Here is a 12,701-nt window from a genome sequence, read left to right as displayed (position 1 = left end):
CACCCGCCACAGGTGATCCGTCGTGGCCGTGAGGTGGGAGCCCCCGACGCCGGCCGTCCGGCACCGCGCACCGCCCGGTCCCGTCACTCCGGAAGCTGTCGCATCTCCACGACGCGCAGTCCCAGTGACTGGCAGCGCGCCAGCAGCCCGTACAGGTGTGCCTCGTCCATGACCGGACCGAACAGGACGGTCTGGCCGGACATCACCACGTGGCCCAGCTCCGGGAAGGCTTTGGCCAGCGTTTCCGACGGGTGTCCCTCGACTCGGATCTCACAGCGCACGGGCTGTCCTCCCACGGACTGCCGGGGACGGGCGGACGGCACCCTTCCCCGCGATCGTCCACTTCCTGTTCCCTCCGGACATCACCCGGTACAGGTGACCCTTCGCCCGGCGGTCGACACTCCGGGCCCGTGCGTTCTCAATGCTTCAGGACGATCTTGAAGGAGATGATCAGCAGGCCGAGCAGCAGATTGACCGACGCGGTGGCGGCCATCAGCCGCCGGGAAGCACCGGCGCGGTGTGCCGCGGCCACGGACCAGCCCACCTGCCCGGCCACGGCGACGGAGAGGGTCAGCCAGAGGGCGCCCCGCACGTCCAGGCCCAGGAGCGGGCTGACGGCCGCCGCGGCGGCCGGCGGGAGAGCGGCCTTGACGATCGGCCACTCGTCACGGCACACGTGCAGCACCACCCGGCGGTCCGGAGTCCGCTGCGCCAGCCGCGCCCCGAACAACTGGGCGTGTACGTGCGCGATCCAGAACACCACGCCGGTGAGCAACAGCAGCAGCACCAGCTCGGTGAGAGGGAACGCGCCCAGCGAGCCGGCGCCGAGCACCACGGAAGCCGCGAGCATGGATCCGTAGACGCCGCCCGTGTAATCCGCGTGGACCCGGCGCTCGGCACGGCGCGTCCGCCGGTCCGTGGCCGGGCCGGTCCTGGTTCTGGTCCTGGTTCTGGACACGCCTGACTCCCTTGGTCTCAGAGCGTTGAGCCGGTCGCCTCGGCCGGGGCACCGGTGTCCGGCTGCCGCGGACGGCTGTCCCGGGTGGTCGGCAGGTGCGGTGTGACCAGGAAACTGGCGAGAGCGATGCCGCCGGTGGCCAGGATCGCCGCCTTCGGACCGCCCCGCTGTGCGGAGGCGTAGGAGTCCGCGACGGCGCCCACCTCGGACGGCGGCAACCCGGCACGCTCGGCCGCCGAGCGCACCTGACAGGGGGCGACGAAGGCGACCCCGGCCTGGAGGGAGACACCGGCCTGCGCGCGGGCTTCTTCGCACCGCCGCGGGTCGCCCGCCACCTGGGTGCTGAAGGCGTGGGCAAGCGCACCGATGAGATCGACCCGATGAGATCGACCCGATAGCGCGGTCCCCAGCGCCGAGCCCAGGTTCTGTGCCGTGAACTGGAGCCCTCCGGCCTCGCTGCGTTCCTCCTCGCCGACGCCGGACTGGACGACGTTGCCCAGCTGCGAGGCGAGCAGGCCGACACCCACGCCCAGCAGGGCCATGGCTCCGGCGAACTGCGCGTCGCCGATGACCGGGTCGACGGTGGCCAGCAGCCACATGCTGGCCGCCGCCAGGGTGAGCAGGGCCACCCGGGCCACCCGGCGCGGCCCCCACGCCCGTCCCAAGTCGACCAGGCCCAGAAGGAACATGCGGCGACGTCCGAGAATGTCTCGGGACCTCCCACCGATGATCATGAACGCCGCCATGACCAGTGCGTACAACGTGATGACGGCCTGGATGGCGGTGACCTCCGTGTCGAAGTCATCGACCAGTCTGCTGATGGGCACGTTCATGACGGAGGTGTCCAGGATCATCAGGAACTGGGCCGTACCGAGAACGGTCAGAGCCCGCCAGTGCTTCACGCCGTCCACCTCGCCGAGTCGGCCCGGTACGCCGGTGGGGCCGGCCGGCGCCCGCCGCTTTGTTCATCGCACCCGAGGCACGCGCCCCGTGCCTCACCCGCCACGGGGGAAGGACCGTGCCCGGTGGCTCTGCCAGGGGAGGGGGCGGGCGTCAGGCCCTCTCATCGGCTCATCGACGCGCGTTCACAGCAGCCCGAGGTCGGGTGCACGGCGCACCGCGTCGCCTCACCGGCTCACCTCCGGCTTCCGATACACGCTCTCGAGGTGGGTCTTCACCGTGTTCACCGGCAGGTGGAGGCCGGCGGCGGTCTCCTCCGTCGACATCATCCGGTCAGTAGCTCCAGGACGTCGCGCTCGCATCCGCTCAGCTCCACCGCGAGATGTCGAAGGCCCCGGACCATGATCGGTCCGGGGCTCGGGCCTCGCCGCTCGATCTGGAACGGGCCATCGTCGCCGATCTTCAGCAAGTCCCCGTCCGCGCAGCCCTCGACCATGCCAGGGCCACCCATCAGTTCACAGCTGCCGGGACCGACCGTCCTGGCAGGAAGCGTCTCGAACACTGGCAAGCCAGAACTGGCAAAGCCGGCTCGGAGTGCCACATGGCAGTGGTTGGAGTGAGCCAGGGTCACGTCCACGGACGTGACCTCGTGTTGGCGGAGCGGAGCGATCGGCCGGGGCGATCAGAGTGCCACGGTCGCAGCTGTCACCGCCGTTGGATCCGCGACGTTCCGGCTCGTGATCTCGCTGGTGGGCGGAGTCCGCAGAACCGAGGATACGAGCGGGACGGGCAGTGCGGCGGGCGCCGGCGGGAGGTGCGGTGGGGCTCCTGATGTGCATGTGGAGTTCACCGTATGAACCTGAGCCGGCAACCAGGCCCTTCGCGGAGATCGAAACGGTGTGCCCAGCCCCGTCAAGTCGAGCACCAGCGCGGCGGGTGACGAGTCTTCTGGCGCGGATCTGGCATGCGACAACCGATGACTGGGGGCAGCAGAAAGGCCCGGGTCTGTGACCTGGGCCTTCTTCGTGGAGCGGGTGACGAGAATCGAACTCGCGCTCTCAGCTTGGGAAGCTGATGTGCCCATGGGCGAGTTCATGATCTGACCTGCAGGGAGGCGCTGTCGTTGCCCAGCTGACCGTCACCCGATGTTCCACTGTTCCCCGTTGCTCCCCGTCCGTTCCTGCTGGATCGGGCACGCTGGGGGCACGGGCGGCGCTCTCCCGGCTTCCCGGGATGGAGGTCGGGAGAGCGGCCGCCGGGTCTAGTCGACGGTCACCCGGTCGTCTGCGGCCGTCGGGCTGATACTGCGCTCACCGCAGAGCCGCAGACCAGGACTGCTGACAGCGCGATCAAGTTGGTCAGAACGTCTTGGATTTGTGCGATGGGGACGATCCCGATCACGATGACGATGACGACGAGGACGGTAGCCCGGTCTCGCAGTCGGGGGATCGAAGGTGGGTTCGCTGAGGTCAGACTCATAGCAGTACCTCCTGGGTGCCCGCCCGCCGATGGCTGCTCTTGCCGGGAAGCCTGCGTGGCGATCGGTGGGCTTTCGCGTTGGGCCACTGTGATGTAGGTCTCCCCTCGGCGCGTAGGGGAGTAACGGTGCGTAAGGGTGATCTACCCATGGTCACAAGACGCGGGAGGTGTGTGAAGTCATGACATCCGCGATGTGAACGGTAAGGCTCGCCCGACGAGGTCAGTGGGGTCTCCATGGCCGAGCCAAGCTCCCTCAAGCGCGATCGGTAGCCGAAGAAGTGGCGTCGGGCCTTGCTGACCTGGGGCTTCCCGAGCGACCAACACGGTGACCTGTGGCTTGGCCGTCAATGGTCGTTAATGTTGGTCGCCTTCGGTTGCCTTCGGACGGCCCCGTCACGGCCCGGATATCGTCCTGGTCCTCCAGGCCGAAGTTCTCCGGCAGTTCCCTCAAGGAGGCTCGTACGTCCGGCCGTGTCTCCTGCTCCGCGGCTGCCTCGAAGAGTCCTGCCAGACGCAGACGGTCGGCCGGCGGAAGGCGACCCAACGTGTCGGCGAGATCCTCGAACCAGGTGGTAGCCAGATCGGGGTCGACCTCTTCATCGCTCGTCATGTCGATGGCGGTGATCAACTGAGCCATGGCGGTGGCAAGGGTGGTCAACAGCCTGTCGTTCACGGCCCATGCCTCCTGGAAGATCAACAGGCTGTAGCGTACAAACAGCTGTAGACCGCCGACGAGAGGGCTCTCAGCCTGGGAAGCTTGGGTCATCCACGGGTGGTTGCCCGGCTGACCTGCGGTGGAGCGGCGACGGGTGGAGCGGTAAGGGATGGAGCTTCCGCGTGTGGCTGGGCGCCTGCCGGCCTGGTGGGGGTCCGCTGTCGTTACGAGGTAATCAAGTACCGGCGTGACCCCAAGCCGCCCATACTCGGTTACGTGTTCCTGACGATCTCGACCACCGGCGACAAGACCAACCCTGCTACTGACATGGGCTTCCTCCTCCATAAGCACCCTGAAAGCCCCTTCTCGGCCCATCTGTCCTACGGCACGGCGCACGTCCTCTATCCCGAGGCGGACGCCGAGCGCTGTACGGCGGCGCTGCTGCTGGAGGTGGACGCGGTGGCACTGGTCCGGCGCGGCAAGGGCAAGGGCCGCGGCGGCGCCCCCGACGCCGCTCTCGCCCAGTACGTCAACGACCGCCCGTACGCGGCGTCCTCGCTGCTCGCCGTCGCGCTCAGCGGCGTCTTCTCCAGCGCGATGCGCGGCGTGTGCAAGGCCCGCCCGGAGCTGCCGGGGCAGCCGCTGCCGTTGCGCATCGAGATACCCGCACTGCCCGCGCGCGGCGGCCCCGCCCTGGTCGGGCGGCTTTTCGAGCCGCTCGGCTGGACGGTCACGGCCGACCCGGTGGCACTGGACACCGAGTTCCCGGAGTGGGGTGACTCGCGGTACGTGCGCCTCGTCCTGGAGGCGGACACCCTCACCCTCGCCCAGGCGCTGCGGCACCTCTACGTGCTGCTCCCCGTCCTCGACGACGCCAAGCACTACTGGGTCTCCTCCGACGAGGTGGACAAGCTGCTGCGCGCCGGCGAGGGCTGGCTGCCCGGCCACCCGGAGCAGAAGCTGATCACCAGCCGGTACCTCACCCGCCGCTGGTCGCTGACCCGTCAGGCGCTGGAACGGCTCGAGCTGGTCCGGCTGGCCGAGGCGGACGACAGTGACGTCGAGGAGATCGACAACGCCGTCGAGGCGGACACCGGGGCCGAGGAGAAGCCGACTCCGCTCGCCGTGCAGCGCCGCGACGCGATCATCACCGCGCTCGGTGCCTCCGGTGCCACCCGTGTGCTCGATCTCGGGTGCGGGCAGGGCCAGTTGGTGCAGGAACTGCTGCGGAACCCGGCCTTCGCCGAGATCGTCGGCGTCGACGTGTCGATGCGCGCGCTGACCATCGCCTCCCGGCGGCTCAAGTTGGACCGCATGGGGGAGCGGCAGGCGTCCCGGGTGAAGCTCCTCCAGGGTTCGCTGTCGTACACCGACAAGAGGCTCAAGGGGTACGACGCGGCTGTGCTCAGCGAGGTGATCGAGCACCTCGACCTGCCGAGGCTGCCCGCCCTGGAGTACGCCGTGTTCGGCGCGGCCCGCCCCCGCACGGTCCTGGTGACCACGCCGAACGTCGAGTACAACGTGCGCTGGGAGAGCCTGCCGGCCGGCCGTGTCCGGCACGGCGACCACCGCTTCGAGTGGACCCGCGAGGAGTTCCGCGCCTGGGCCGCCAAGGTTGCCGAACGGCACGGCTACGAGGTCGAGTTCGTACCCGTGGGACCGGACGACCCTGAGGTCGGGCCGCCCACCCAGATGGCCGTGTTCGTGACCGGAGACATGAAGGAGGCGAAGGCGGCATGAACCGCGAGACCACCGGCGCCCAGCCCCGTGACAGCGAGAACGAGAACGAGAACGAGAACAAGAACGAGAACAAGAACGAGAACGAGAACGAGGGCCGGAGCCCGAGCCGGAGGCTGTTGGCGCATCCGGCGGACCTGGGGCACGAGTCCGCCGACCGTGACACTTTCCGGGAATGTGTCACGGTCGCGGCCGGAGCACCCCACTCCGGCGGTGCGGGCTCGCGGAGCCCGGAACGCCAGGCCGCATCGACCAGCAGCATCCCGGGCCGCGGCCGGGCCCTGCCCGTCACCGATCTCTCCCTCGTGGTGCTCATCGGCGCCTCCGGCTCGGGCAAGTCCACCTTCGCCCGCCGCCACTTCAAGCCCACCGAGGTCATCTCCTCCGACTTCTGCCGCGGCCTGGTCGCCGACGACGAGAACGACCAGAGCGCTTCCAAGGACGCCTTCGACGTCCTGCACTACATCGCGGGCAAGCGGCTGGCCGCGGGCCGCCGTACCGTCGTCGACGCCACCAGCGTCCAGCAGGACGCCCGGCGTCAACTGGTCGAGCTGGCACGGCAGTACGACGTGCTGCCGATAGCCGTCGTGCTCGACGTGCCCGAGGAGGTGTGCGTCGAGCGCAACGCGGCCCGCGCCGACCGCGCCGACCTGCCCCGCCGGGTCGTCCAGCGGCACATCCGCGAACTCCGCCGCTCCCTGCGGCACCTGGAGCGCGAGGGATTCCGCAAGGTGCACGTTCTGCGCGGAGTCGAGGAGATCGAGAACGCCACCGTCGTCACCGAGAAGCGGTACAACGACCTCACCCACCTCACCGGGCCCTTCGACATCATCGGCGACGTCCACGGCTGCGGCGCCGAACTGGAGTCGTTGCTCGGCGCGTTGGGCTACGCCGACGGCGTGCACCCCGAGGGCCGTACCGCGGTCTTCGTCGGTGACCTCGTCGACCGCGGCCCGGACAGTCCGGGCGTGCTGCGCCGGGTGATGTCGATGGTGAGGTCGGGCAGTGCGTTGTGCGTCCCCGGCAACCACGAGAACAAGTTCGGCCGGTACCTCAGGGGCCGCAAGGTCCAGCACACCCACGGCCTCGCCGAGACCATCGAGCAGATGGACCGGGAGAGCGAGGAATTCCGCGCCGAGGTAAGGGAGTTCGTCGACGGTCTGGTCAGCCACTACGTCCTCGACGGCGGCAGGCTCGTCGTCTGCCACGCGGGTCTGCCGGAGAAGTACCACGGACGCACCTCCGGCCGGGTCCGCTCGCACGCGCTGTACGGCGACACCACCGGCGAGACCGACGAGTTCGGCCTGCCGGTGCGTTACCCGTGGGCGGAGGACTACCGGGGCCGTGCCGCCGTCGTCTACGGCCACACCCCGGTCCCGGAAGCCACCTGGCTCAACAACACCGTCTGCTTGGACACCGGCGCGGTCTTCGGCGGCAAGCTCACCGCGCTGCGCTGGCCGGAGCGGGAACTGGTCGACGTACCGGCCGAGCGGGTCTGGTACGAGCCGGCCCGCCCGCTGCGTACCGAGGCCCCCGGCGGGCACGACGGCCGCCCCCTGGACCTCGCCGACGTCCACGGCCGCCGGGCCGTGGAGACCCGGCACGCCGGCCGGGTGGCCGTACGCGAGGAGAACGCGGCCGCCGCGCTGGAGGTCATGAGCCGCTTCGCGATCGACCCGCGCCTGCTGCCGTACCTCCCGCCGACCATGGCCCCCACGGCCACCTCGCACCTGGACGGCTACCTGGAGCACCCGGCCGAGGCCTTCGCCCAGTACAAGGAGGACGGGGTCGAGCGCGTCGTGTGCGAGGAGAAGCACATGGGCTCGCGCGCGGTCGCGCTGGTCTGCCGGGACGCGGACGCGGCCGCCCAGCACTTCGGTGTCGGGGACGGTCCGGCCGGATCGCTCTACACCCGCACCGGCCGCCCGTTCTTCGACGACGCCGCGGTCACCGAGGAGATCCTCGGCCGGCTGCGCACGGCGATCACCGACGCCGGACTGTGGGACACCCTCGGGACCGAATGGCTTTTGCTGGACGCCGAGTTGATGCCGTGGTCGCTGAAGGCGTCCGGCCTGCTGCGCTCCCAGTACGCCGCCGTGGGCGCCGCCAGTGGCGCGGTGTTCCCGGGCGCGCTGGCGGCCCTGGAAAGCGCCGCCGCCCGGGGCGTCGAGGTGGCGGACCTGCTGGAGCGCCAGCGCGAACGGGCCGGCGCGGCCGAAGCGTTCACGCGGGCGTACCGCCGCTACTGCTGGACCACCGACCGGCTGGACGGCGTACGCCTCGCCCCCTTCCAGATCCTCGCGGTCCAGGGCCGCAGCCTCGCCGGGCTGCCGCACGACGAGCAGCTCGCCCTGCTGGACCGCATGGTCGAGCACGACGCTACGGGCCTGCTGCAGACCACCCGGCGCCTGTACGTCGACCCCGCCGACCCCGAGTCGGTGCGGGCGGGCGTCGACTGGTGGCTGGAGATGACCGGGCGCGGCGGCGAGGGCATGGTCGTCAAGCCGGTCGAGGCCCTGGCCCGCGACCGGCAGAGCCGCCTGGTGCAGCCCGGCATCAAGTGCCGGGGCCGCGAGTACCTGCGGATCATCTACGGCCCCGAGTACACGCGCCCCGACAACCTGGCCCGGCTGCGCGGCCGCTCGCTCGGCCACAAGCGGTCCCTGGCGATCCGCGAGTACGCCCTCGGCCTGGAGGCCCTGGACCGCCTCGCCGACGGCGAACCCCTGTGGCGGGTCCACGAGGCCGTCTTCGGCGTCCTGGCCCTGGAGTCGGAGCCCGTCGACCCGCGGCTGTAGGGGACGGACGCGTACGGCGACCCGCCCGGACCGCCCGGACCGCCCGGACCGCCCGGACCGGCCGGACCGCCCGGACCGGCCGGACCGCCCGGACCGGCCGGACCGCCCGGACCGGCCGGACCGCCCGGACCGGCCGGACCGCCCGGACCGGCCGGACCGCCCGGACCGGCCGGACCGCGGCCGAGGCCCGTCCCGGCCGCGGAGGGGTGAACAGCCCGCCGGGTGGTCAGGATGGAGTCATGACCTACCACGTCGACTCCGAGGCCGGGCGGCTGCGCCGTGTCATCCTGCACCGGCCCGATCTCGAGCTCAAAAGGCTCACCCCCAGCAACAAGGACGCCCTGCTGTTCGACGACGTGCTCTGGGTGCGCCGGGCGCGCGCCGAGCACGACGGGTTCGCCGACGTCCTGCGCGACCGGGGAGTCGCCGTCCACCTCTTCGGTGACCTGCTCGCCGCCACGCTGGACGTCCCGGCGGCCCGCTCGCTCGTCCTGGACCGTGTCTTCGACGAGAAGGAGTACGGCCCGCTGGCCACCGACCACCTGCGCGCGGCCTTCGAGACGCTGCCGTCGGCCGAACTGACCGAAGTGCTGGTCGGCGGGATGACCAAGCGGGAGTTCCTGGACGTCCACCCGGAACCGACGTCCGTGCGTTTCCACGCCATGGAACTCGACGACTTCCTGCTCCGCCCGCTGCCCAACCATCTCTTCACCCGCGACACCTCCGCCTGGATCTACGACGGTGTCTCCATCAACGCCATGCGGTGGCCCGCCCGGCAGCGTGAGACCGTGCACTTCGAGGCGATCTACCGGCACCACCCGCTGTTCCGCGACGAGGGTTTCCACCTCTGGTCCGAGGGGCAGGCCGACTACCCGTCCACCATCGAGGGCGGGGACGTGCTGGTCATCGGCAACGGCGCGGTGCTGATCGGCATGAGCGAGCGGACCACCCCGCAGGCCGTGGAGATGCTCGCGCACAAGTTGTTCGCCGCCGGGTCCGCCGAGACCATCGTGGCCCTCGACATGCCGAAGAGGCGTGCCGTGATGCACCTGGACACGGTGATGACGATGGTCGACGGCGACACCTTCACCCAGTACGCGGGCCTCGGCATGCTCCGTTCGTACACCATCGAACCCGGCTCGGGGGACAAGGAACTGAAGGTCACCGACCATCCGCCGGAGCACATGCACCGCGCGATCGCCGCCGCGCTGGGGCTCAGCGAGATCCGGGTGCTGACCGCGACCCAGGACGTCCACGCCGCCGAGCGCGAGCAGTGGGACGACGGCTGCAACGTCCTGGCCGTCGAGCCGGGCGTCGTCGTCGCCTACGAGCGGAACGCCACCACCAACACGCATCTGCGCAAGCGGGGCATCGAGGTGATCGAGATCCCCGGCAGCGAGCTGGGCCGGGGCAGGGGCGGACCGCGCTGCATGAGCTGCCCGGTCGAGAGGGACGCGGTCTAGAGCGAGGCCGTGGCCGCGGGCGCACGCGCGCGGCCGTCTCGTCACCGTCACCACCAGCTTGCATATAAATTCTGATACTTGTATACAGTTACATTCGTCCCTGTACCTGCACCTCTGGAGCGCCCCATGGCGACAGTCCCGACCGCCCTCGCCGGCCGCCACTTCCTCAAGGAGGTGGACTTCACCGCGCAGGAGTTCCTCGGCCTGCTCGACCTGGCCGCGGAGCTGAAGGCCGCCAAGAAGGCCGGCAGTGAGACCCGGTACCTCCAGGGCAGGAACATCGCGCTGATCTTCGAGAAGCCCTCGACGCGCACCCGCTGCTCCTTCGAGGTCGCCGCCGCCGACCAGGGCGCCTCCACGACGTACATCGACCCGAGCGGCTCGCACATCGGGAAGAAGGAGTCGGCGAAGGACACCGCGCGGGTGCTCGGCCGGATGTTCGACGCGATCGAGTTCCGGGGCGACTCCCAGTCCACCGTCGAGACCCTCGCCGCGTACGCGGGAGTGCCCGTCTACAACGGTCTGACCGACGACTGGCACCCCACCCAGATGCTCGCCGACGTGCTCACCATGACCGAGCACAGCGCCAAGCCGGTCACGGGGATCTCCTTCGCCTACCTCGGCGACGCCCGCTTCAACATGGGCAACTCCTACCTCGTCACCGCGGCCCTGCTGGGCATGGACGTGCGCATCGTCGCCCCGAAGGCGTACTGGCCCGCCCAGGAGGTCGTCGACCGGGCGCGCGCGCTCGCGGAGGCCGGCGGGGCACGCATCACGCTCACCGAGGAGATCGCCGAGGGCGTCGCGGGCGCGGACTTCGTCGTCACCGACGTCTGGGTCTCGATGGGGGAGCCCCAGGAGGTCTGGGACGAGCGGATCACCGCCCTCGCGCCGTACGCGGTGACCATGGACGTGCTGCGGGCCACCGGCAACCCGGACGTCCGCTTCCTGCACTGCCTGCCGGCCTTCCACGACCTGGGGACGCAGGTCGGCCGTGAGGTGTACGAGAAGCACGGCCTGGAGTCACTGGAGGTGACTGACGAGGTGTTCGAGTCGGCCCACTCGGTCGTCTTCGACGAGGCGGAGAACCGGATGCACACGATCAAGGCGGTCCTGGTGGCGACCCTGGCCTGAGCCGTGGGCGGCGCCGGCCGGTCCGTTCAGTCGGGCCGGCGCTGGCGCGGCACCGCCGGCAGCCGGAACCACACGGCCTTGCCGGACGCGGTCGGGCGGTGCCCGCACGAGGAACTCAGGGCGCGGATCAGCAGCAGCCCGCGCCCGTGCTCCTGCCAGGGGTCCGGCTCGCCGCGGGTCGGGCGGGTCAGATCGCCGGGCGGCTCCGGATCGGCGTCGTGCACCTCGACCTGGCATCCGGTGGGCAGCAGCTCCACCACCAGCTCGATCGGATGGCCCCCGGAGGTGTGCTCCACGGCGTTGGCCACCAGCTCGGCGGTGAGCAGCTCCGCGGTCTCGCGGTCCGCGGAGTGCTGCCGCTCCGCCAGCGCGGTACGGACCAGCGCACGGGCGACGGGCACGGCCGCGGTGGTGTGCGGCAGTGCGACGCGCCAGGAGGCGGAGGTCGAGGGTTCGTACACGCTGGATCCGATCATGGAGAGCAGGCAGGCGTTCCTGCTTTCAATTACTCAATGGTACGGCGTCACGCCCAAGGGGTGTCGCCGACCCGTGACGGACGTCACGGATCCGGGGGCTGCGGTCGTCACGGCTTCCCGGCCCGCCGGACGGACCCCGGAACCCGTCGCATCGGTCATGCCCAGGTCGCCTGTAGCGCAACCATGACGGTGGTCACGGATGAGTGATGGCGGCAGCGGAAGGAAGCTTCGCGAGCCGTGGGTCACGTGTCACGTGTCACAGGCCGGCGAAGACCGCCCCCGCGTCCCGCAGACGTGCGTGCAGGCCGTGGAAGACGTTCGCCGAGCGGGTTCCCGGCCAGTCCTCGGGGAGCAGCCCGGGAGGCAGCCCGGGGTCGGTGTAGGGGAGGTGGCGCCAGGAGTCGAGGGCGAGGAGGTAGTCGCGGTACGCCTCCTCGGGCGGGGTGTCCTCACGCTGTCGCCAGGCGTCCAGCACGTGCGCGTGACGGTCCAGGAACGCCTCGTGCTCCTTGGCGATCCCGGCCAGGTCCCACCAGCGGGCGACCACCTCGACGGTGGGCGTGAACCCGAGGTGCTCGCCGCGGAAGAGATCGACGTAACCGTCCAGCCCCAGCCGTTCCAGGGTGTGCCTGGTCTCCTCGTGCAGCCGGGCCGGCGCGATCCACACACCCGGGGCGGCGGTGCCGAAGCCGAGGCCGGACAGGCGGGAGCGCAGGATGTGACGCTTCTGCCGCTCGGACTCAGGAACGGAGAACACGGCGAGCACCCAGCCCTCGTCCCCGGGGCTCGCGGCGGCGTGGACGCGGCGGTCGCTGTCGTTCAGCAACTGTCGGGCGTCCGGCGACAGTTCGTAGCCGGCCGCGCCCTGGGCGGTGCGGGCCGGCCGGAGCAGCCCGCGCCGCTTGAGCCGGGACACCGAGGAACGCACGGCGGGAGCTTCGACGCCGACCGCGGCCAGCAGCCGGATCAGCTCGGCGACGGGCACGGGGCCCGGCACGAAGCGGCCGTATGCGCCGTAGAGCGTGACGATGAGAGACCGTGGGGCAGGCTGGTCGGACACGTTGATCATCTTAGGTCGTGCCGATCGGCGCCCTCCCCCCG

Annotated in this window: 11 protein-coding genes; 4 read left to right on the top strand and 7 right to left on the bottom strand. The window is 70.7% G+C overall.

Annotated features, from left to right (window positions below):
• Nucleotides 1-83: 83 nt before the first annotated feature.
• The 5 genes from ACFPZI_RS19515 to ACFPZI_RS19495 all read right to left on the bottom strand — a co-directional run bounded on the left by ACFPZI_RS19515 (nucleotide 84) and on the right by ACFPZI_RS19495 (nucleotide 4,103).
• A complete protein-coding gene (locus ACFPZI_RS19515) occupies nucleotides 84-281 on the bottom strand; it encodes a hypothetical protein (protein ID WP_381364598.1) in 198 nt (65 codons plus the stop codon).
• Nucleotides 282-418: 137 nt separating this feature from the next.
• Nucleotides 419-958: a hypothetical protein gene (locus ACFPZI_RS19510; RefSeq protein ID WP_381364597.1), complete on the bottom strand. Its 540-nt coding sequence runs from the start codon at nucleotides 956-958 to the stop codon at nucleotides 419-421.
• Nucleotides 959-975: 17 nt separating this feature from the next.
• Nucleotides 976-1,860, bottom strand: a complete 885-nt coding sequence (locus ACFPZI_RS19505) for an MFS transporter (protein ID WP_381364595.1) — start codon at nucleotides 1,858-1,860, stop codon at nucleotides 976-978.
• A 323-nt stretch (nucleotides 1,861-2,183) separates the two neighbouring features.
• Nucleotides 2,184-2,495 (bottom strand): hypothetical protein, encoded by a 312-nt coding sequence (locus ACFPZI_RS19500; protein WP_381364593.1) that lies wholly within the window; start codon nucleotides 2,493-2,495, stop codon nucleotides 2,184-2,186.
• Nucleotides 2,496-3,590: 1,095 nt separating this feature from the next.
• Nucleotides 3,591-4,103 carry a hypothetical protein gene (locus ACFPZI_RS19495; protein WP_381364592.1) on the bottom strand — a complete coding sequence of 171 codons (513 nt, stop codon included), beginning with the start codon at nucleotides 4,101-4,103 and terminating at the stop codon, nucleotides 3,591-3,593.
• A 165-nt stretch (nucleotides 4,104-4,268) separates the two neighbouring features.
• Here ACFPZI_RS19495 and ACFPZI_RS19490 point away from each other — a divergent pair, with 165 nt between their 5' ends.
• The 4 genes from ACFPZI_RS19490 to argF all read left to right on the top strand — a co-directional run bounded on the left by ACFPZI_RS19490 (nucleotide 4,269) and on the right by argF (nucleotide 11,124).
• Nucleotides 4,269-5,732 carry a 3' terminal RNA ribose 2'-O-methyltransferase Hen1 gene (locus ACFPZI_RS19490; protein WP_381364590.1) on the top strand — a complete coding sequence of 488 codons (1,464 nt, stop codon included), beginning with the start codon at nucleotides 4,269-4,271 and terminating at the stop codon, nucleotides 5,730-5,732.
• A complete protein-coding gene (locus ACFPZI_RS19485) occupies nucleotides 5,729-8,527 on the top strand; it encodes a polynucleotide kinase-phosphatase (protein WP_381364588.1) in 2,799 nt (932 codons plus the stop codon). The genes ACFPZI_RS19490 and ACFPZI_RS19485 overlap by 4 nt, the downstream gene beginning before the upstream one ends.
• A gap of 239 nt (nucleotides 8,528-8,766) precedes the next feature.
• The gene (locus ACFPZI_RS19480; RefSeq protein ID WP_381364586.1) at nucleotides 8,767-9,990 is read left to right on the top strand and encodes an arginine deiminase; all 1,224 of its coding nucleotides are present in this window, start codon (nucleotides 8,767-8,769) and stop codon (nucleotides 9,988-9,990) included.
• 126 nt (nucleotides 9,991-10,116) lie between these two features.
• Entirely contained in the window at nucleotides 10,117-11,124 is a 1,008-nt protein-coding gene (argF, locus tag ACFPZI_RS19475) for an ornithine carbamoyltransferase (RefSeq protein WP_381364584.1), read from the top strand.
• Nucleotides 11,125-11,150: 26 nt separating this feature from the next.
• On the opposite strand, the gene ACFPZI_RS19470 is transcribed toward argF, so the two are convergent.
• Together ACFPZI_RS19470 and ACFPZI_RS19465 are read right to left on the bottom strand one after the other, a co-directional pair.
• On the bottom strand, nucleotides 11,151-11,600 hold the full coding sequence (locus ACFPZI_RS19470; RefSeq protein WP_381364582.1) for an ATP-binding protein: 450 nt from the start codon (nucleotides 11,598-11,600) through the stop codon (nucleotides 11,151-11,153).
• Between the two features lie 256 nt (nucleotides 11,601-11,856).
• Nucleotides 11,857-12,669 (bottom strand): PaaX family transcriptional regulator, encoded by an 813-nt coding sequence (locus ACFPZI_RS19465; RefSeq protein ID WP_381364581.1) that lies wholly within the window; start codon nucleotides 12,667-12,669, stop codon nucleotides 11,857-11,859.
• Nucleotides 12,670-12,701 lie beyond the last annotated feature (32 nt).

Source organism: Streptomyces chlorus, assembly GCF_042655885.1.
Lineage (GTDB): Bacteria > Actinomycetota > Actinomycetes > Streptomycetales > Streptomycetaceae > Streptomyces > Streptomyces chlorus.
The sequence above is the reverse complement of the archived record's forward strand: the minus strand, read 5'-3'. Positions and strand labels throughout refer to the sequence as shown.